General features: G+C 68.2%; 16 protein-coding genes and 5 pseudogenes. 9 read left to right on the forward strand and 12 right to left on the reverse strand.

The features are described from left to right. Positions 1-94: 94 nt before the first annotated feature. Positions 95-622, reverse strand: coding sequence for a hypothetical protein (locus tag OG199_RS04850; RefSeq protein WP_405828178.1), 528 nt, complete (start codon positions 620-622; stop codon positions 95-97). A gap of 582 nt (positions 623-1,204) precedes the next feature. On the opposite strand from OG199_RS04850, the gene OG199_RS04855 reads away from it, so the two are divergent. Next, a complete protein-coding gene (locus OG199_RS04855; protein WP_405828180.1) occupies positions 1,205-1,396 on the forward strand; it encodes an Imm51 family immunity protein in 192 nt (63 codons plus the stop codon). Positions 1,397-1,426: 30 nt separating this feature from the next. Here OG199_RS04855 and OG199_RS04860 read toward each other — a convergent pair. Next, positions 1,427-2,360, reverse strand: a pseudogene (locus tag OG199_RS04860) (IS630 family transposase). Continuing rightward, a pseudogene (locus OG199_RS04865) lies at positions 2,279-3,069 on the reverse strand (IS5 family transposase); the annotation flags it as partial. The pseudogenes OG199_RS04865 and OG199_RS04860, both read right to left, overlap by 82 nt. 110 nt (positions 3,070-3,179) lie before the next feature. Between OG199_RS04865 and OG199_RS04870 the strand changes: the two are divergent. Next, complete coding sequence (locus OG199_RS04870) at positions 3,180-3,518, forward strand: hypothetical protein (protein WP_405828182.1); 339 nt, start codon at positions 3,180-3,182, stop codon at positions 3,516-3,518. A gap of 1,439 nt (positions 3,519-4,957) precedes the next feature. On the opposite strand, the gene OG199_RS04875 is transcribed toward OG199_RS04870, so the two are convergent. Beyond that, a complete protein-coding gene (locus OG199_RS04875; protein WP_405834429.1) occupies positions 4,958-5,278 on the reverse strand; it encodes an NUDIX domain-containing protein in 321 nt (106 codons plus the stop codon). A gap of 450 nt (positions 5,279-5,728) precedes the next feature. Here OG199_RS04875 and OG199_RS04880 point away from each other — a divergent pair, with 450 nt between their 5' ends. Together OG199_RS04880 and OG199_RS04885 are read left to right on the forward strand one after the other, a co-directional pair. Then, on the forward strand, positions 5,729-6,118 hold the full coding sequence (locus OG199_RS04880; RefSeq protein WP_405828183.1) for a VOC family protein: 390 nt from the start codon (positions 5,729-5,731) through the stop codon (positions 6,116-6,118). 159 nt (positions 6,119-6,277) lie between these two features. Beyond that, positions 6,278-6,625, forward strand: a pseudogene (locus OG199_RS04885) (transposase); the annotation flags it as partial. 676 nt (positions 6,626-7,301) lie between these two features. Here the strand turns inward: OG199_RS04885 and OG199_RS04890 are convergent. After that, positions 7,302-7,880, reverse strand: coding sequence for a hypothetical protein (locus tag OG199_RS04890; protein ID WP_405828185.1), 579 nt, complete (start codon positions 7,878-7,880; stop codon positions 7,302-7,304). A 558-nt stretch (positions 7,881-8,438) separates the two neighbouring features. Between OG199_RS04890 and OG199_RS04895 the strand changes: the two genes are divergently transcribed. After that, complete coding sequence (locus OG199_RS04895) at positions 8,439-9,080, forward strand: carbonic anhydrase (protein WP_401810267.1); 642 nt, start codon at positions 8,439-8,441, stop codon at positions 9,078-9,080. A gap of 178 nt (positions 9,081-9,258) precedes the next feature. Here the strand turns inward: OG199_RS04895 and OG199_RS04900 are convergent, their stop codons facing one another. Continuing rightward, positions 9,259-10,236 (reverse strand): L-threonylcarbamoyladenylate synthase, encoded by a 978-nt coding sequence (locus OG199_RS04900; RefSeq protein ID WP_405828187.1) that lies wholly within the window; start codon positions 10,234-10,236, stop codon positions 9,259-9,261. Positions 10,237-11,584: 1,348 nt separating this feature from the next. Then, complete coding sequence (locus OG199_RS04905; RefSeq protein ID WP_356808941.1) at positions 11,585-11,716, reverse strand: hypothetical protein; 132 nt, start codon at positions 11,714-11,716, stop codon at positions 11,585-11,587. 289 nt (positions 11,717-12,005) lie between these two features. Between OG199_RS04905 and OG199_RS04910 the strand changes: the two genes are divergently transcribed. After that, positions 12,006-13,208, forward strand: a complete 1,203-nt coding sequence (locus OG199_RS04910) for a PP2C family protein-serine/threonine phosphatase (RefSeq protein WP_405828189.1) — start codon at positions 12,006-12,008, stop codon at positions 13,206-13,208. Between the two features lie 457 nt (positions 13,209-13,665). Here the strand turns inward: OG199_RS04910 and OG199_RS04915 are convergent. Further along, a pseudogene (locus OG199_RS04915) lies at positions 13,666-13,812 on the reverse strand (IS5/IS1182 family transposase); the annotation flags it as partial. 9 nt (positions 13,813-13,821) lie between these two features. On the opposite strand from OG199_RS04915, the pseudogene OG199_RS04920 reads away from it, so the two are divergent. After that, positions 13,822-14,075, forward strand: a pseudogene (locus tag OG199_RS04920) (IS630 family transposase); the annotation flags it as partial. A gap of 4 nt (positions 14,076-14,079) precedes the next feature. Here OG199_RS04920 and OG199_RS04925 read toward each other — a convergent pair. Together OG199_RS04925 and OG199_RS04930 are read right to left on the reverse strand one after the other, a co-directional pair. Then, positions 14,080-14,610, reverse strand: a complete 531-nt coding sequence (locus OG199_RS04925; RefSeq protein ID WP_405828191.1) for a hypothetical protein — start codon at positions 14,608-14,610, stop codon at positions 14,080-14,082. A 4-nt stretch (positions 14,611-14,614) separates the two neighbouring features. Beyond that, positions 14,615-15,112, reverse strand: a complete 498-nt coding sequence (locus tag OG199_RS04930; protein WP_356808231.1) for a hypothetical protein — start codon at positions 15,110-15,112, stop codon at positions 14,615-14,617. A gap of 581 nt (positions 15,113-15,693) precedes the next feature. Here OG199_RS04930 and OG199_RS04935 point away from each other — a divergent pair. Then, positions 15,694-16,035: an ATP-binding protein gene (locus OG199_RS04935; RefSeq protein ID WP_405828192.1), complete on the forward strand. Its 342-nt coding sequence runs from the start codon at positions 15,694-15,696 to the stop codon at positions 16,033-16,035. 68 nt (positions 16,036-16,103) lie between these two features. Then, positions 16,104-16,307 (forward strand): hypothetical protein, encoded by a 204-nt coding sequence (locus OG199_RS04940; RefSeq protein ID WP_405828194.1) that lies wholly within the window; start codon positions 16,104-16,106, stop codon positions 16,305-16,307. Between the two features lie 496 nt (positions 16,308-16,803). Here the strand turns inward: OG199_RS04940 and OG199_RS04945 are convergent, their stop codons facing one another. Both OG199_RS04945 and OG199_RS04950 read right to left on the reverse strand, forming a co-directional pair. Next, positions 16,804-18,642 carry a sensor histidine kinase gene (locus tag OG199_RS04945; protein WP_405828196.1) on the reverse strand — a complete coding sequence of 613 codons (1,839 nt, stop codon included), beginning with the start codon at positions 18,640-18,642 and terminating at the stop codon, positions 16,804-16,806. Continuing rightward, positions 18,639-19,331 (reverse strand): response regulator transcription factor, encoded by a 693-nt coding sequence (locus tag OG199_RS04950; RefSeq protein WP_405828197.1) that lies wholly within the window; start codon positions 19,329-19,331, stop codon positions 18,639-18,641. Before OG199_RS04950 ends, OG199_RS04945 begins: the two co-directional genes overlap by 4 nt. Positions 19,332-19,665: the final 334 nt, after the last annotated feature.

Consider the following 19,665-nt stretch of genomic DNA (forward strand, 5'->3'; position numbering starts at 1 on the left):
GCGCCCGCCCGTCTTGCGGCGTGTAGGGCTGGGTTGAGAGCGGTAGAGGCTACTGGCCTGGCGGACAAGTCCAGTCCGCCTTGTGAGGCGGCGGTCAGCCAGGTCGGCGTCCCGGTGGACCGCCCGGCCTCTGTCTTCCAGGTCGGTGCCGAAGTTCGGCCGCCCATACTCGTAGTTGGTCCGTGAGGGCCAGGTTGTCTCCGCGTTCCGCGGTCTGCAACAGCATCGCGCATACCACCGCTTCGGCGGCGAGGCCTTCCACGCTGCCCAGGACAGGGAAGGCAGCACGGACGCGGTCCGCGACGCCCGGATGCAGCAGCGTGTACGGGTAGAGCGTGGCGGCGTCGAATCCTTGCGCGGCCCAGCCCCGTGCCTCCCAGTCGGGTATCTGCTGCTGCGCGGTCAGATTCGCCCAGTACAGATCACCGTGCGTGGTGGTCCAGGAGACCGAGGGCGGGGCCGTGATGCCCACGAAGTCGGGGATGGCCCGGGCCATGTACGTCTCGCGCACGGCAACACGGCCGGTGCCGGCCCCGGAGAGCTTCTCCAGCGCTCCCGTCAGCTCTTCCCACCAGGAGGCGGGAAGGCCCAGGTCCTGGCGCGGGATCGGGTCGTCGGACATAACCGGATGCTCGGTGCGGACCGACAGCTCCGCCCGGTAGGCGATGCCGTCGCCGAAGGCGTCGTGTACCCCCAGGAGGACGGGCCGGTGCCCACCGAGGTCACCCGAGACCTCAATGAAGTTGTGGCGCCGGGCTAGCGGCGATACCTCCTACGCATCCAACCCGCTCCGAAAGCAACCGCGACAATCACAGACAGAAGGATCGCTCCAAAGATCACGGTTGCTCCGGCTGAAATCACGATGATGGTCCACCACGGCGGATCACCTTCCACAGTGCACCCCTAAGGAATCACGAGTACCAGACACGACGCCGGGCTCTGGGAATTGGTTCCGTGGGCCCTTACATGGGCTAGTGCCGTGGCCGGAAAGGCTCACCGGGGTCGAGAGCGGCGAGGGAGCGGATGGGCCGCTGGAGCGGATCCGGCGGCTCGTGCCGGGCGTGAGAAGATCGCGGCCGTGACTATCAAGCTTCATGACTCCGACGGCGAACCCTCGCTCACGTTGGTTGTCGGCGGCCTGGCCGCTGACGTGGCAGTAGCCGACGCAGGGCACGAACCGAACGGGTAATTCTGGGAAGGTCTCGTGCGGTTTGCCTGGCCGGACATTGCCGAGCCGCTCGACTTCGACAGCGAGGCCGGCATGTTCTGCGCTGTCGGGACTCCGAGTGACCTTGCGCAACTCAAGACGGCCCTTGAGTCAGTCATCACGAGCCCCGACGCGGTCCGCGACATCATCGCCCGGGCAGAGACTTCGGGCTTCGACTTCGACGACTAGCAGCTCCACTGGACAGGAATACCAGTTCGTTCAGGCTGCTGTGCTGAGTGGGCGCCCGCCCCAGCGGATGCCCTTCTCGCTGCGGACGCGTGCACGCTCGCGGCGTTGGGCGTCCAGAACGTCGGGAGTGGCGGGCGTTGGTTTTGTGCCAGCGCAGGTAGGCGTGCAGCGCCCCGGTCTGGACGGTGTGGTTGCGGTGGTTCGAGTTTGCGATCGTGAACTGCCGCAGCGGCGCGAAGTGGGCCTCGATCGGGTTGGCCCAGGACGCATAGGTCGGCGTGAAGCACAGCCCGACCCGGTTCTTCTTCGCCCAGCGCCGGATCGTCTCGCCCGTGTGGGCGGACACGTTGTCCAGGATGGCGTAGATCGGGGCGCCGTCCGGGCGGGCCGCGCGGATGGACCTGAGGGCCGCCAGCGTGTTCATGGCGCCCTTCTTGCGGCGATTGATGCCCCAGATGGTGTCGTCGCCGATGGAGTAGCAGCCGTGGAAGGACGGGACGCCGTGGGTGCGGTGGTAGGTCGCGGGGTGCCGCTCGGGGTGACCGGCGCGGGCCCAGCCAGAGCCTGCGGTGGGGCGGATGCCGAGGGGCCCGAACTCGTCGAACGCGAAGACGCGGTCAGGGAAGCGGTCCAGGACGTGCTCGATTCGGTCGAGCTTGGCATCGCGCTCCGGGTCGGGCGATTCCTTCCAGGTCTTGGTGCGCTGGAAGGTGATGCCGTGGCGGGAGAGCAGGGACCGTAACGCCTCGCGGCCGATCCGGATGACGCGGCCGTGGACTTTCCGCAGGTAGGCGGCGAGTTTGCGGATGGACCAGCGGGTGAAGGGCTGGCCGAGCTTGGTCGGTCTTGTGGTGGCCGTCTGGACGACGAAGTCCTCGTCGTCAGGACTGAGCAGGCGGGGACGGCCCCCCGCCCGAGGAAGTGTTCGGCCTTGCGTTCGTAGCGGTGGTGCAGGCGCCGGCATCCGGCGAGCCAGGACACGGTCCTCTCGACCACCCAGTGGTGACGGCCCAGCCGTTGCGAGGACTCGATGCCTTTGCGGGCGATGCGATGGCGGATGCCACGCTTGCGCAGCCATCGTCGCAGGTGGTCGTAGTCATAGCCTTTGTCCGCGTGGAGTTTGGCGGGCCGTCGGCGCCGCGGGCCGCGCCAGGAACGGATGGGCGGGATGCCGCGCACCAGCGGCTGAAGGCCGAGGCTGTCGTGCATGTTGGCGCCGGAGATGCACAGTGACAGGGGCAGTCCGTTTCGGTCGGTGATCAGGTGGATTTTCGATCCCGGCTTGCCTCGGTCGGTCGGATTCGGTCCCGTCAGAGGCCCCCTTTTGCCGCCCGCACACTGACGGAGTCGATCGCGCACCGCGACCAGTCCAGCTCTCCTTGGGCGCCGAGTTCGTCGAGGACGACGGCCCGGTGGAGGCGGGCCCACCCCCGGTCTCGGCTCCACTGGGCAAAGCGTCGGTAGACCGTGGTCCAAGCCGGCCCGAACACCGGCGGCAGCTGCCGCCACGTGCAGCCCGAGGTGGCCACGAAGGCGATGGCCGCCAGAGTTTCGCGGTCACCGGCCCGACGTCGGCCTCCGCCCTGCGGACGCTTCACTTCGGTTGGCGGCACCACACGTCGGAACAGCACCCATAACTCGTCCGGCACCAACCGTTCAACCAGAACAGTCATGCACGGACCAACGAACATCACGCCAAAGGAAACGATGCCTTAGTGCGCGACGACGCGGTGAACACGAAGGAGCCTTGGGAACGTGGTTGTCGGTGGCTGACGCTCTTGGCATGATCCCAAATGAGTGGAAGCCCCTGGACATCCAAGCTGCGTTGGCCCTTGCCGTAGACATCACGCGATGGCCGGAGGGTCGGGTGGTCTTCGATCCGGTCCGTCAGCCCGGGCTCGACAAGGACAAGCCCCTGACGGCTGCGGAGGACCTGTGCTTCCGGCTCGCAGAGCTGGTAGCGAAGCTTGCGCACACTGCGGCTGGTCCGCCTTCGCCTTTCGATTATCACGAAGGCTGGCAGGTGGGGCCGATCGCTTACCGTCTGGCTGGCGAGTCGAAGGATCCGGCTCCTCGCCACCGCCTGGCTGCCGCCCTGGACGGGTGGCCGGAAGCTGAGTGATCCTCCGTGATCGCCCGAACTCCACATGATCCCTTAGGTGTTTGGGCAGGCTGACCGTGCTTTGTCGGTGCTCGGGAGGTGAGTACGCTCCACGTCGCGGAGGACACCGGGTGCTGATCGTGGACACCGACGCTGGTCGAACAGCAGTTGCGGGAAAGCAAGTTGAAGTGCCCGTCGGGCAAGGGGGTCCTCGCACCGTGGGAACACGGCCGGCCCCGGGAAGTACGCGGTGATTTCGGGACCCGTTTGTCCGTGCGTCCTCGCCGGTCGCGGCGTGCAGACTGCCAGTCACTCACGTGCTGCTGCCGAATGCGATCTAGCCGCGTCTGTCGGACGCGGCCGAGGTTATCGGGGCGGGGCTGGAGATAGCGGCCCTGGGGATGGAGCACCGGCAGGTGGCCGCGTATCTGGGACGGGCCGAGGGCACGGTCCGCGGCTGGATCCCCCGCTTCAAGGGACGGTCCGAGGACTTTCGCCGGTACTTCACCCGTCGCCCTGGTCGCGCTCGCCGACGACCCGGTGATGCCGAATCCGTCCGGGACTCCGCTGGCGAACGCCGTCTCGGCGGTCGTGGCCGCCCATCGGGCTGCCGCGACGAAGTGGTCTCAGATGCATACGGTGTCGCGGTGGCGCCACGGGGCAAGCAACGCGAGGCCGGTTCGCGGGCCTGACCGTGAAGAAGTTCCGCGACGACCCCGACCCTGCAGACGAACCCGACCGGGCGGCGCAGGAGGCCCGGAAGGGCCATGGCACATGGGCCCGGCACAAGGAGCGGCAGGCCGCTCTCGGAGAGCAGCCGACCGAAGAGTAGCCATCGACCACGAACGCCCGACAACGCGATATGAAGCTGGGCGATCGGCTCCCGTCCCGGCATGCCGAAAGTTCACCCGCGGTGTGATGCGCCAGTTTGCAGCTGCGGCAACAAGCGCACGCCGCACGTCTGCGACTGGCGCCCCCATACCGGTCATACCGCAGGCCGCCGACCCAGCCCGAACCCGCCTTCCTGCGAGCGGTGCAGGCCAACATGGCAGCCTTGGGCGTCCCGCTGCTGGGGCACGTGCAGCACGCGCGATACGGCCAGTCCTCCAAGTCGGACACACTCGGTCTATGCCGACGACGAAGGAGTCAAGGAAACGGCCCAGGCCCTCCTTGAGCGGTGGAGAACAACACCGTAGAGATCACCGCCCGTGACCTCCACGTGTCGGACGAAATCGTCGCTCCCTCTCCTGGCCGGGCCCGGAGCCGCTACCGATGCCTCCGGAGCCCTCTGCCACCCTCTCTACCTCGGTGCCGGGCGTCAGGAGTCCGGCGTACCGGACGCGGCAGACCGGCGAACGAGGTTCTCACGGTGGCTCGACAGCGTACGACGCTCACGAGGCACCTGAGTGCGTGTTGGATTCCTGCGTCGAGGACGTTCCTGACAGACGGACACTGACGGTCTAACGTTGCGGCTCAGTTTGGGTTCGCCAAGTGCTGTCGATGCGGTCCAGCCAGATGCCTTGGTCGTCGGCCAAACGCTGTGCCAGGGGGACCGTCAGGAAGCGGCAGGCAAAGGTCAAGCCAGCATCAGAGTCGTCCCCTTGGACGCGGTGAAGCCATGTGTCCGGGGTATTGCTGGGGACTTCGAGGTGAAACAACGTAGTGCGTCTAGGCTGCCCGGTCTCAGGGTGGGGCTTTTCCTCGACAGCGAGCTTCCGGAGCAAACTCGCTATCCGTAGCCCTGTCTCTTCACGAATCTCTCGTCGAGCGGCCTCTTCCAGCCGCTCGCCCGGACGGACCCCTCCCGCAGGGACCTGCGGGTTCCGGCATCGGGGTCATCGACGTGATCGAACACGAGGAGCTCAGGATCGGCGCGATGACGAATCACGTAGGCGGCAACGCGGATTCTTGGAGGGATCATCCAGGCATTGTCCATCCGACTCTCACTCGGTGGCAGGGCAAGCCAGTCAGTGCTTCGACCAGTCGGTGCGAGGACCGCGACGGGTTAGCCTTGGGGTCATGAGAGTGATGAGCGCCCAGGTCAGGTGTGCTTCTGCGTGTTGCGGAAGGCGCTCGTAGTACTCCAGCTGTAGATCGCGATCTCGCTGTCCTGTGCCATCGCGCCATGAGCGGATGCTGCCGAAGTCTGACTATAGGGCGGCTCGTTTCCTCGAATCATGATTTCCGCTGGTCACAGCCGCTGCTGAGCGCGCGTTTGAAAGGATCGGGGCATGGTGGACTCATCCATGCAGATCAATGCCCTCATCGTCGATGCCACAGACCCCGAGCGACTCGCTGCGTTCTGGTCCGAACTGCTCGGTAGGCCGGTCGTGGGACGTATGGGCCCATACGTCTGGCTGCGGCGGGAGAACGGCCTGGGGCTGGGCTTTCAGCGAACTGCCGAACCCAAGTCCAGCAAGAACCGGATGCACTTCGACATCACGTCTCCCGATCCCGGCGCCGAGCAGCAACGGATCGAGATACTCGGCGGGCATAGGCTGGAGCAGTACGCCGGCGGTGGGTTCCTGGTGATGGCAGACCCCGAGGGCAATGAGTTCTGCATCATCCCTGAGGGCCCCTTCGAGCTCGACGACGAGGGACGCGCGAACTACCTCGGCTGATGGTCAAACTTCGATGGCACAGGACACTTGCTGGTCGGGCCCACTCTGTGAACGGGTACGGCCGCCGTTGATCATCGGTGTGTGAAGACAGAAGATCAGACGGCGGCAGCGGGCCACAGCATGGATCCCGGCCGCTGGCAGGAGACGTTCGAGGTCCTGATGGGCCGTATCGCGGGAAGGTTCGTCCGGGTGGAACCACGGCGCCGGGCAGGGGCGTTCGTGCTCGGATTGCTGTCTGACCTGCCACGCAAGAACTGCTGGCCGCTCGCCGAGCACGTCGGGGACGCGAACCCGTACGGCTTGCAGCACCTGCTGTCGAGGGCCAAGTGGGACGCCGACGCGGTACGCGACGACATCCGCGGCTTCGTCGTCAAGCAACTGCACGACACTGCGGCGGTGCTGGTCGTCGACGAGACTGGTGACCTCAAGAAGGGCGCCGCCACGGTCGGTGTGCAGCGCCAATTCACCGGGACCGCAGGACGCATCGAGAACAGCCGGGTCGCCGTCTAACTCGCCTACTCCACCCGGCGTGGACACGCGGCGATCGCCCGGGAACTGTTCCGCACCGACACCCTGCGGCGGACGACCCCGGCCGGGGCTGGGTGCCGGAGGGGCCGTCCGCCGTCGCGCAACGCCGCCTGAAGCGATCCGAAAGGGCCAGACCTATTCAGCCCCGTTCCCGGAAACCCTCCATCCGGCCAGGCTCGTTGACCGTCAGGGCGTCCCCGCGACGCCCGCTGTACTCGCCCGTCATTGTGTCGAAGGTGGCTGGCGCCGCAGATCTCCCTCTCTACTGTGCCGGAGGCCGGCTGCGAAGGGCGAGGCTGCGGTGGACCTCGCGGTACCCAACGCGCCCAGCTTGGTTGAGACGTTCCGACCAGCGGATCACAGCCGGCTGCGGAATCGAGCCGCGGCGCCACGGTTTGGCCGTTACGCCAACTGCATGCCCTCTTCCATGCTGCAGGCAAGATCGGCGAACCTGCTGCCGAGCCGTAATCCCGCCTGGCGCTGACTGGATCTGACTGCGCGATTCGAAGTCGGCGATCACGACGACGGCACTCGCCCTGGTGTGACCGTCAGCCCCAAAGCTCGCAGTGGACTGGCATCACAAGATCCCCGACAGAGCCCGTAATTCCCCACCAGTGGCGTCAACTTCCCCGCCCACACGTTCGAATGCCGTCACTCAGGTCTCGGGGACCCATTCCACGGGAGGGGGCATGCGACTGTAGTGGGGTCCCCTGGTGCCGTACTGGGCGAGGTGCAGGATTTCGCCGCCGACCTGGAGTTCTGCCGGCGGAGGGTTGGGAACGGTGATCCGCGTGTGGCGCTGGCCGTCGATGACGATGCTCTCCCGGACGTGGTTCCGGCCGTCCGCCCAGCTCTGGGCCCGCTCGCGAGTCCACGGGTTCTGGAGGGTGCGCGGGGCGGCCGGGTCGTGGTCGTAGCCGTTGAGGCCGCGGACGAGACCTTCGCTGTAGACGCCCTTGACCCGGAAGTTCTCCAGGTCGTCCGCGCGCACGACCATGTTGACGTACCGGCGGCCGTTGCCTCTGTGCCGCCCGACCGCATGCCAGCGACCCCAGCCAGGGTCCCAGCGCACGGGCGGGATCCACAGCAGGGCGCCTACCGGGAAGTGCTTCGTGCCGCGCTGGATGTTGAGACCACTCTCGCCGCGCACGATTTCCTGCGCCACGTTGGCCACCAGGCACCAGCCCAGCAGTCCGTCCGGCGTCTCTTCTTCGGTAGGTTCCGTGTCTGCCACACCGAGAATCATCACGCACGAGACGGGACGCAAACCAGCATTTATCAGCTGAGCAGACCGGAGCAGACCACATGCGGATCACCAGGCGCAGGAGAATCCCGCCGCGTTCGAACGTGTGGGCGGGAAAGGTGAAGTCGCTCCTGGGGGAAATACGGGCTCTGTCGGAGATCTTGTGATGAGCCGCGACACGGTAGTTGGAACCTGGACACGCATATTGGAACGGGGATAGTTCGCGACGTTCCTGGCGGCGGCCTGGCTGTCACCGGTATCGGGTTGGACGGGCACGTGACTGTCTATCCGTGAGACGGAAGAGCGGACATGCTGGTGCGATTCTTCAGATCCCCGTCACGATTGCCTGACCGGCCCTGCGCATCAGTCCCAGGGTGCCTTGGACCGTGTCCTACATGGTCGTACTGGCCGGGTCTGTCCCGCACCACGCCGCCCACAAGGGGCTCCTGCACCTTTCGGAGTTCGGCCTCGGCCTCGGCCTGGAGAAGTTGCGCCTGAGTGCGAGAGCCAGACGGTGTGACTGCTGGTTCTGGATCGTAGGCTGCGGTCATGACCGAGATCAACCATACGACGCCCCAGGACGCCTTCAGGCTACTGCTGGCAGGTAACCAGCGCTTCGTCGCGGGTGCTCCTGAGCACCCGAACCAGGACGCCACCCGCCGCGCCGAGATCGCACCGGCCCAGCAGCCCTTCGCCGTGCTGTTCGGGTGCTCCGACTCCCGGCTGGCCGCCGAGATCATCTTCGACCGCGGCCTGGGCGACCTCTTCGTGGTGCGCACCGCAGGCCACGTCATGGGTGCGGAAGTGTTGGGCAGCATCGAGTACGGCGTGGACGTGCTGGGCTGCCCGCTGGTCGTCGTGCTCGGGCACGATTCGTGCGGCGCGGTCGGCGCGGCGTGCGCCGCGTTGGAGGATGGCATCGCGCCGGCGGGGTACATCCGGGACGTTGTGGAGCGGGTGACTCCCAGCGTGCTGGCGGCGCGGGCCGCCGGACGGGTTGAACCGGAGGAGATCCTCGCCGAGCACATAAGGCACACCGTCGACCTGATGCTGGACCGTTCCCGGGTGCTTGCCGACAAGGTCGCTGCCGGGCAGGCGGCCGTGGCGGGGCTGTGCTACCGCTTGGCTGACGGCAGTGCGCAGCTCGTCGCGTCCCGCGGTCTCGATGCGGCGGTGCCCACCACGTCGTGACCGCCCCGGCGTGGCTGCCCAGCGTGATTGGCGGCCGTCGGAGGACATCCGTATACGCGGACACCGCGTGACCGCCGCGCCGACCAGGCGTGCAGCATCGTCCTCCGCGGCCGACCGGCTCGGGCCGCGGGCTGCGAGGCGTGGCGGGGATGGGGGACGGTCGTCGGGTCGATGCTGGTCACGCGGTGAGACGGGGCCCTGCGGCGCGGCGGAGCCGGTTGGCGATCGCCAGGCCCAGCCCCTCCTCCGCGGGCAAGGACGCGACGATGAGCTCGCACCCTTGCTGGTCGAGTTCGCGCAGAAACCCGTACAGGCCGCGCGCGTAGGCGGCCGGCGACCCGGGCAACGTCACCACGGCGTGCGCCTTCACCGGAGCGTCGGTGAAGGCAGGAGGGAGCAAGACGCCCACCTGGTGTCCCAGCTCTTGCGCAAGCTCCGCTTCGGCGACGACCTTCTCGGGCTCGACGAGGACGAGGCGCGCACGCGGCGCATAGTGGGACGGATGCTGCCCCGGCACTCGAACGCCGCTTGTCGAGTGGACCGCGAGCGGGCACCCCAGCACCGCTTCGAGGTCCTCGCGCGTCACCCCGCCGGGCCGCAGGATGCTCGGGATCTCGCCCGTGACGTCGACGATCGTGGACTCGACGCCGACCCCGCAAGGTCCGCCGTCCAGGACGAAGTCGACGGCATCACCGAGCTCGGCACCGACGTGGTACGCGGTTGTGGGGCTGACCTGTCCGAAGCGGTTGGCGGACGGGGCCGTGACACCACCGCCGAACGCCGCCAGCAGCGCGAGCGCGACGGGGTGGTCGGGCACACGCACAGCCACCGTTTCAAGGCCGCCCGTCGCTTCGAGGGGTACCCGGCGACCGCGCCGCAGGACCAGCGTGAGTGGCCCCGGCCAGAAGCGTTCGGCCAACAGGCGCGCGGTCGCCGACACGTCCTCGACCCAGTCGTCCAGCAGCTCCGCGCCGCCAAGGTGGACGATCAGCGGGTGGGAGGTCGGACGCCCCTTGGCCTGGAAGATACGCGCGACTGCGGCGGGATCGTCGGCGTTCGCGCCGAGACCGTAGACGGTCTCGGTCGGGAAGGCCACGAGCCCTCCGGTGCGCAGCACACCAGCCGCCTTCTCGATGTCACTGGCTCTTGCTGTCACCCTCGAATCCTCTCACTGCTCCGCTCTCCACGGCGGACGAGCAGCGTCGTCCCGCCGTCCGGCTCCACCGAGGGAGCCTTGCCCATGCCGGGTCCTGGCGCCGCGCCGGGGGTCGGCACCGCGAGCCCGGACGTACCAAAGCCGTCACGGCAGCACCGGTGAGCACTGCCAGGTCGGCCCGGTTCAGCGTGGAACCCGAGGCCCTACCCCGGCTGGTCGGTTACCGCCAGCATCGCCGGGACGACGCTGCCGGGCGATCAGGGCCCCACCTACCCAACGACCCAGCAGCTCCAGCGTTCCGAGTACTCCGATCTCTATCTGGAGTGCAACTAAGATCATCTTCTGAGCGCTAGAACTCAACTCCCGCCACAGCACGCTGTGCCACCTGCGCCGACTCCCCGCGAACGACGTCCTCACGCACAACAACACCAGCGATGCGCTGCAGCACCTGCTCGCGCAGTGCGGAAACCGGCCGGAACGCTGGATCGCCCTGAGTGAGGCCCTCGACAGCGGGCCGGGCAGTTCCTCGACAAGATCCGCACCGAGTCACCAGCGCTGGTCATCGGCGGGCCGCTCCGGCCGTTTCAAGCGGAGGCCTCACCGACCAGGGTCAGCAGGCCGGTACACGACGGAACCGCCGAGCATTGTGACGGGACCGGTGGTCAGCTGCGCTCCGTCCATTCTTTGAGGACAGCCGCCAGGGCCTGCCCGCCCGTGCGCCCAGACGACACCTGTTCGACAACGTCGGCGGCTTCCTCGGCGAGGATCCGTGCAGGCACACCGCTGGCATGCAGGAACTCGCCGTCCGCGACGACCGCCGCTTCCGTCAGGGCCTGCGGCTCTCCCGGCTCCTCGACTCCGTCACAGGGCCGCAGATCGGTGTGCTCTCCGTCGCGGGCACCGGCGGTTTCGACACCCTCTCCGTCCAGTCAACGTCGGTCACCCCCCACCAGTGGGCACCATCGCGTCTTCCTCGTGGCGTCTGGCGGACAGCCCGGATTCGGCAACATCGACTACTTCTCGTTCAACCGAGCGGGCCGGTAGTCCGTGCGACCCCGCAGGTCGTAGAAGCGATGCCGCCGGCCAGCAGCCGCGTCCACCGGGTTACTGACCCGGTGGGCACGGCCGTCATCCGAGTGCCGGCGCCACGCCTACAACAAGATCCACGCGGAGGAGAAGGCCGCCACCTCCGCCGGCTTCCCGTCTGTCCTGGACGGCTCTGACCGCGCATCAGACGACAAACTGGCTGTGACGGTGGCGCCCCAGGGGCCACGTTCACCATTTTGACTGGGCGAAGTACTCACGACACGTCAGGGCGGATCGAGTTGGCGACATCCGGGAGAGGGATTCAACCGGAGGGCCCGTAGGGGGTGAACCGGCTTCGTAGGCGGCGTGGGGCCCAGCCGCTGGCCATGACCAGTCCGGCAGCAGGCTGCAGGGTGAGGGAGAAGATCGCCGGGGCGATCCACTGCCAGGTCATCGTCGTCCGCTCCTGTTGTCAATGGTGGGCAGCGGCGGCCCAGCAACCACCGTGCACCGGAGCGGCATCGGCCCGTTGCCGGATCGCTCGCCATGCAGTCGACATGCTGTTTCCTCTGTATCCAGGGCCGCCGACGCACTGGCCGCACGTCCGCCGACGCGCGCCGCCTGACGGACCCGGGACGTGCTCGTACCGCTCTGGCCCACTGTCCTGACCAGGAGAAATAAGCAGATCAGGTGAGGTTGCGCGGACTCGGGGAAGAAGGAGCGGCAACCGACAGGAGGTTGCTGTGAAGGGTGGAGATCTGGAACTGGGCGAATTGCTGGCCGCCGCGGAAGCGGCCCCGCCCGGTGAGTCCGTCGACGTCGTGGCACACGACCTGCAAAAGCGTTTCGGTGCCGAGCACGTGTCCTTCCTGTTCGTCGACCTCATCGGCCAGCGACTGGTACGCCTCGCCGCGGCCGGCGATGAGGCCGCCGACCCTGGCGAGCCGATCGCCCTGCAGGGCAGCGTCTACGACAGCGTTCTGCAGAGCCAGCGCCAGCATGTGGAACCGGACGGACAGGGCGGGCGGCGCGTCATCACGCCGGTCACCAACCGCGGCGACTGCATCGGCGTCCTGGAGGTGACCCTGCAGTCCGCAGACGACACCGTGCTCCGACAGGTCCGCGACGCGGCCCACGCACTGGCCTACATCATCGTCACGGACCGCCGCTTCACCGATCTGTACCACCTGGGCCGGCGCACCACCAGGACCAGCCTGGCCGCGGAGATCCAGCACCAGCTGCTTCCCTCGGCCCCCTGCTGCGAGGCGGCCCAGTTCACCCTCGCCGCCGGGCTGGTCCCGGCCGACGACATCGGCGGCGACACCTACGACTACACCCTCGGCCGCGACACCCTGCACCTGTCCATCACCGATGCCATGGGCCACGACACCAACTCCGCTCTGCTGGCCACCTTGCTGGTCGGCGCGCTGCGGCGGGCACGTCGCAGCGGCTGTGACGCCCTCAAGCAGGCCCTCCACGCCCACGAGACCCTGCTGACTCACAGCCGCGGCCTGGCCACCGGGCAGCTGCTGTGCGTCGACCTCGAAACGGGTTTGTGCGAACTGGTCAACGCCGGCCACCCCCGGCCGCTGCTGCTGCGTGACAACGCCGTCGAAGAGGTGAAACTCGGCGTCAACCTGCCCTTCGGTGTGGCGGCACCCACCACCTACCGTCTACAGGAACTGCACTTGCGTCCGGGGGACCGCCTGGTCCTGCTCACCGACGGAATGCAGGAGCGCGGTGCCGCGGCCGTCGACCTGGCCTCGGTCGTTCGCGACACCCGCGCGCTGCACCCGCGAGAAGCCGTCCGGACCCTGACGGCCGCGGTGCTTGACGCTTGCCACGGCAGCCTCAAGGACGACGCTACGGTCCTGATACTGGACTGGCACGGCAATCGCAGCAGGAAAGCCGAGACCAGACCCGAGCCGACCCGACCCGGGCGATGAGCCGCAACGGCCTGCTCCTGAGTCCCTGCTGAGAGCGGCGCCAGGTGACCCCTGCTGAGAGCGGCGCCAGGTGACGTACCCCGGAGAGCATCTTGAACGCGGCCGTTGGCCGTACGAAGCGAGTGTGAGCGTCGACGGGAGGGCGAGTCGGCGGCAGGGGGTTGTGGAACCAGCCGCTCAGGCTCTTCGCCGTCTCACGGGGCGGCGAAGAGCTATCCGACCTGTGTGATCTTCACGCCACAGCGAGCGCGCCTTGCTGCCGCGGTCGTGGGTAGGTGTACCGGAGACCTCGCCCCGTATGGGGACCAGTCATGACGACCTCCGGCGCGCAGCGTCCCTCGCACGACGCAAGACGTGACGCTGCCACCATCGCCGGCCTGGAGCAGGAGAACGCACAGTTGCAGCATGCTGTCGGCGCCCACGCGACAGTGGACCAGGCCTTAGCTGAAGTCCGTCTTCAAACTGATCTTGCCCAGAGCAGGAATGACGCGAGACTGACCGCTGCCTCGTAGGAGGTGGCGGTCTCGTCGTATCTGGTGGCGATGCCGCGGAAGCCTTTGAGGCGGTTGACGCAGCGCTCAACTACGTTGCGGCGGCGCCACAGCGTGGACCCTGCTTCACGCCGACCTACGCCTCCTGGGCCAACCCATCAAAGCGCGCTTCGGACCGTTGCGGCAGTTCACCCTCACCAACTCCCACCATCTCAACCACCCCATCCAGACCCGGGCCCTGCACGCCTATCTGCGCTGACGCAACCGCAACGCCCGCCACCCCGATGTCCTGGCCGCCCAACGACGCGAGCGTGCCCGCATCCGCAGCGAGAAAGCCGTCCGCTGGGGCGGGCACCCCACCACGATGGCTGCCTGAGCTACTACACCTGCTCCTGATACACCCTGATCTCGCCGGGCTTGAATGTGCGGATCCTTGCCCAGCTCGTCCGCTCGCTCAGCCCCTCGGCCCACTCATCGAGATCGTCTTCGCCACCATGGAAGAACCACGAGTCGAAAATCCCCAGGGCCTGCAGGGCTGGTACGGGTCTGTATCGAAGCTCGCAGTGGACCTGCACGTAGTGGTCGTGATCGCCGTCGCTGTCGGCAATCTCGAACTGTCGGGTGAGGTCCAGCGTGAACGTCGGAGGACCGTCAAATGAGTAGGTCCCGTACTGGAACAGAAGGCCGTCGGTATCGGGTGTGTCCGAAACGTCGAACAGCCGTCGGCCGAAGCGGAGGAAAGCACGCCAGGCGTCTTCCGTGTCCAGGTCAGCAAGCGCCCGCCGCCCGACCCCCAGTTCGCCCTCAAGCAGTCCCACGGCCTCGTCCGCCGACGATCTCCGCGTCATGCACGCCCTCCTCGTCCGCCGCAGCGACTCAGCGTACTCAACCCGGCGAACCTTCTCGGTCACAGCCCTAGCAGCCGCCGCAGTTGTAGTAGAGGACGTCCCAGTGGTTGCCCTCGTCGGCGTAGATGTTGCCGGAGCCGGACTTGTATTGCGGAGCCCCGTCACCGCGCAGTCCGATGTAGGTGAAGTTGTTCTTGATGTACGCGGTGGCGCAGCTGTTTTTGCCGAAGTCGAGCTTGTAGCCGTTCCAGTGCGAGTACGTGCCGCTCGCGTGGCCGGTCTCGGTGCCGCCGGTGATATTCAGCGCGCAGCCGCTGGCCCCCTTGAGTGTCTGGGCGCCCTGCGCGGTGGCGAGGTTGAGCTGCTCGAAGGACGTACAGGTGGAGTTGTTCCGGTCGGAGCAGCCGCCCGACGAGGACCAGGTGATGCCGGACGAGCGGAACATCGAAGTCGCCGTGGCGTGGCTGATCTTGGTGACGGCGAAGGCGTCGGTGGAGGTGCCGATGACGGCCACGCCCGGGGCGACGACCAAGGTGAGAGCGGTCAGGACGGAGCGGAGCTTCATGAGGGACCCTTCCTGCGGACGACCGTGCTTCCTATGGGGGCGGTTGTGCAGGCGGTGCACGGAGATGATGCCCGAGGTCTACGCGCGTTCGCCAGAGGGCGTCGGGACCTGTCCGCGCCGGAGGACCAAACTGCACCGGCTCACCCTGACTCTGGCGAGCCGGCGCCGGCACCGCTCGTAGACCTCACCGGCGGATGACCCACACTGGCAAATACACGGAGGAACCGGCGTGATTGAGACACTCCAGGCCCACTACGGCTTCAGCCGCATGCCCTTCGACCGTGACCTCGCCCCCGGCATGCTGCACCGCCACGCATCGCTCTTTTGCGCAGGCCGCGCCGTCGCCTTCGGGCTAACGCCGTCAGCCTTCAGCGGTGGCACGCTCGGCTTGGGCAGGGCGACGACGTGCTGCCTTACGTCAATCGGGTCACCAAGTACGACCCGGCCGACCGGGACCAGCGGGGGAGCTACACCGGCACCGAGTCCGCGGTCAGTGACCAGGGGCCCGTCGAAGCCGCTCACCTGGAGGCAGTGATTGCCTTTGCCGAAGATGCCGGCGTCGGCTGGTCGGCTGCGCGGGCGTGGCCCGCACCCTGGTCCGCATCGCCCTCGCGGCATGGCACCAGGAGGAGCTGGTCGACGACGCGTTGAACGTCATCACCGAGCTGGTCTCCCACGCGGTCGCTTACGCGCGCCTCCCCTCGATCCGCATCATCGTCGCCCGACCCAGAGAGAACCGGGTCCGCCTTGGGGTCGTTGACCGCTCCCGGACCGTCCCCCAGCTGCGGTCCGACGCCAACGGCGACCAAATCCACGGACGCGCCCTCGTCGTGGTGGACGCCCTCGCGGACCGTTGGGGCACCGACATCCACCCGTGGGGCAAGACCGTCTGGGTCGAACTGAAGGTCGAGCCGGCCTCATGAACGATGAGCTGCGGAAAGCGTGGCTGGGCGACCAAGTGTGGGACGAGGACGCGGATAAGGAAGGCGTCGTGACTGACGTGAGGGGCGGCACCTTCATCCTTCGCGAGGTGTACGCGCGGGCACTCACCTGGACCCCCTTCGCCTTGGCCACCGCAGGTCCGGCCGATCTCCTCGAGGCCGTCGGCACCCTCGCACACATCACCTCCATGGAGGTCACCCTCAGTCTCACCAAAGTCAAAAGGACCGTTCTGGTCCGCCCTGACAGTCTCTGACCGCCGAGCCGACCAGGACGTCGCCTGTCGTGGCACGGTGAAGGACTTCGTCGGGGACACCGGGGTGGAGCCGCACGCGACCCGCACCGTAGACGCCTCGGCACTCCCTGCCGACAGCGTCTGGAGGCTCCGTGTCACGGACAGCACCCCCGGCATCCTCACCGTCGGCCCCGGTTGCCTCGACCGCCGGAGCCTGGCCCTCCGCCCCTTCTCCCCGTCTTCCGATCCCCATGCCTCCGACGCTCGCGCTTCCGATGCCGACACTTCCGGCGCTCGCGCTTCCGATCCTCACGCCGTGTCCGCCGTGTCCGCCGTGTCCCCCGCGGGGGACGTAGGTGCGGCCCGCGAGCGACCGCAGGGGCGTGACCCGGATTCCGGCCCCCGACATCCTGATGGTGTTCATGGGACCACAGTGCTCCCGGGGAGGTGGGGCAACCAGATCCCTGCTGTGAGGAGGAACGCGGATCCTGGTACCGGCACCACCACCCTGCGCAGGTCAGCGGTCGTTCTCCGAGTCGGTCGGAGGGACGCTGCCGGGAAGGCGGAGGGTGAACACCGAGCCTGCCCCGATCTCACTCGTCACGGTGACGGTACCCCCGTGCGCGGCGACGAGCTGGCGGACGATGGAGAGGCCGAGCCCGCTGCCGCCGGTGCGCCGGCTGCGCGACTTCTCGGCTCTCCAGAACCGGTCGAAGACGCTGGGGAGATCCTCGGGCGCGATGCCGCTGCCGGTGTCGGTCACGTCGAGGAGCACCTCGTCGTCCGCGCGGCGGGCCGAGAGGGTGACCGTGCCGCCCGGCGGGGTGTGGCGTACCGCGTTGGACACCAGGTTCCCGAGCGCCTGCCGCATCCGCACCGGGTCGGCGTCGAACCACGGTGTCCCGTTCACCGTCGTCCGCAGAGCGATACCCGCCGCCTCGGCCCCGACCCGGTGCGCGGCGGCGACCTGTTCGACCAGTTCGTCGGCGCGGACCGCCTCGGGGTGCAGCGTGAGGGCGCCCGCGTCGGCCGCCGCGAGGTCCTGGAGGTCGTCGATGACCCGCTGGAGGAGCATCGCCTCCTCGTGCAGGGAGGCGAGCAGCTCCGGGTCGGGGGCGACGATGCCGTCCCGGGTCACTTCGAGCCAGCCCCGGATGTTGGTGAGCGGGGTGCGCAGTTCGTGGGCGATGTCGCTGACCATCGCCTTGCGCTGGGCCTCGAGCCGTTCGCGGCGCTCGGTCAGCTCGTTGAACGCCATGGCCAGGATGCCGGTCTCGTCCCGGGTGGTGACGGGAACCCGTGCGTGTGCCTCGGGCGGTTGCTGGGCGGCCTGGGTCAGTGCGCGCAGCGGACGTACGAGTCGGGTGGCGACCAGCGCGGTCACGGCCACGGTGAGGGCGAGGACGAGACCGGTGACGGCGACGACCTTGGCCTTGTTGGCGGGTGACATGTCGAAGTGCGGTACGGCCGTGTCGCCCGTGCCGAGGAACAGTTCGGCGACCGGGGCCACCGTGGGGTCGAGCTGTTCGCGGTGCGCCTCGGTGACGCAGGCCTTCCCCTTGCGCTCGCGCTCCGCGTCGTGCCCGCCGGATGCCGTCTTGGTGAAGACGAAGGCCGGTTCCATGATCCGGTCGGTGGATCCGAACGCGATGAACGCGGCCGAGCCCACGTGTTCCCGGTCCAGGCACGGCCGGGCGATCCTCGTCAGCTGGTCCAGCGCCCGCCGCTCGGTGGCCGTGGGCGTGTTGAGCCGTCCGTCGGCGCATTCGTTCGGCACGTTGGCGTTGCCGTTCACTCCGTTCGCGTCGATCAGGACGGGACGGCCGCTCGGCGTCCCCCTGACGGTGGTCTCGATGCCGTTGCGCAGGAAGCACTTCTGCCGCGTCGTCGCCAGGGCCCGCAGCCGCGTGCGTTCCGGGGAGGTCAGCCGGTACGGGCCCACCGCGCGGGGGTCGATCCCGCTGAGCTGCGCCCCGGGTTCGGAGTAGGTGTCGGTGTGCAGGGGGTCGACCGTGGCCGCGGCTCCGGGCGGCAGTGCGGTGCCGGGGGGCGCGGAGTCGGCGATCGGTGTGCGGTCCGGCGCCGTCAGCGCGACCCGCCGTCCGGTTCTGTCCGACAGTTCGCGCAGGGTGCCCCCGACTCCTGACCAGTCGGCGTGCGTCGCGGCGTATCCGCTGAGCTGCCGGAGGATCTCCGTGTCGTCGGCGAGTGCCTGCCCCTGTTCCTCCTGGATGGCGCGCGTGGTGGTCTGCACCGCGAGCCACGCGGTCGCCGCCACCGAGCACAGGGCGATCAGCACCGAGGTGATCATCAGGCGTACGAGCAGGCTCTTGCGCAGCGGTATGCCGGACCTCATCCGCGGTCACCGCTGAGTTTGTACCCGACGCCGAACACCGTCAGCAGCCGCACGGGCCGGCGCGGATCCGGTTCGATCTTCCTGCGCAGGTTCATGATGTGCACGTCGATGGCCCGCTCGGTGGAGGCCCGGTCGCTGCCGCGGGTGCAGTCCAGCAACTGCCGCCGGGAGAAGACCCGTTCGGGTTCGGCGGTCATGGCGCGCAGGATCTCGTACTCGCCCGGCGTGCACTCCACGCGTGAGCCGTCGCAGTGCACCTCGTGCCGTACGGGGTCCACGGCGATACCGGCGGCGCGTACGACCCGGTCCTGTTCGGTGGCCGCGCGCCCGCTGCGCCGCAGCACCGTGCGGATCCGGGCCATCAGTTCGCGCGGGCTGTAGGGCTTGGTCATGTAGTCGTCCGCGCCGAGTTCCAGGCCGAGCAGGACGTCGTCCTCGGTGGAGCGGGCGGTGAGCATGAGGACCGGGATGTCACCGTCCCTGCGCAGCACCCTGCACACCCCGAAGCCGTCGATCACCGGGAGCATCAGGTCCAGGACGACGAGGTCCGGTTTGCGGCGCCGGACTTCTTCGAGGGCCGCACCGCCGTCGTGGACCACGGTCGCGGTGTGTCCCTCCTGCAGCAGGGAGCGGCGTATCAGCTCCGCCTGCTTCTCGTCGTCCTCAGCGACCAGCACATGTGCGCACACCCGGCCGATGGTAGGCGTCGGCGGAGGGGAACGGTGCAGGTGGGAGACGCTTCCCACACGCTGACAACTTCCTGATATCCGCGTGCCGGGCAGGCCGGGCGGCTTCGCCGGCCCCCGCCGCACCCACCTGGTGGAGCCCCTGGCGCAGGTCCGTCCGGCCCGTCCCGCGAGCCCTGGCCGGTGTCTTCGCGCCCTGGCCGGACGGAAGTTGCCCCACGCACGGATCTTGACGCTCCCGGATCGGGCGCCTTAGCTTCCCCAAGGATTAAAACGTTTCAAAGCCGTGGGCCCGCAGGGGTCTTCTTTGTGCTGCCCTCCGAGAGAGTGGACGAGA

This window comes from Streptomyces sp. NBC_01176 (assembly GCF_045039825.1).
Taxonomy (GTDB): Bacteria; Actinomycetota; Actinomycetes; order Streptomycetales; family Streptomycetaceae; genus Streptomyces.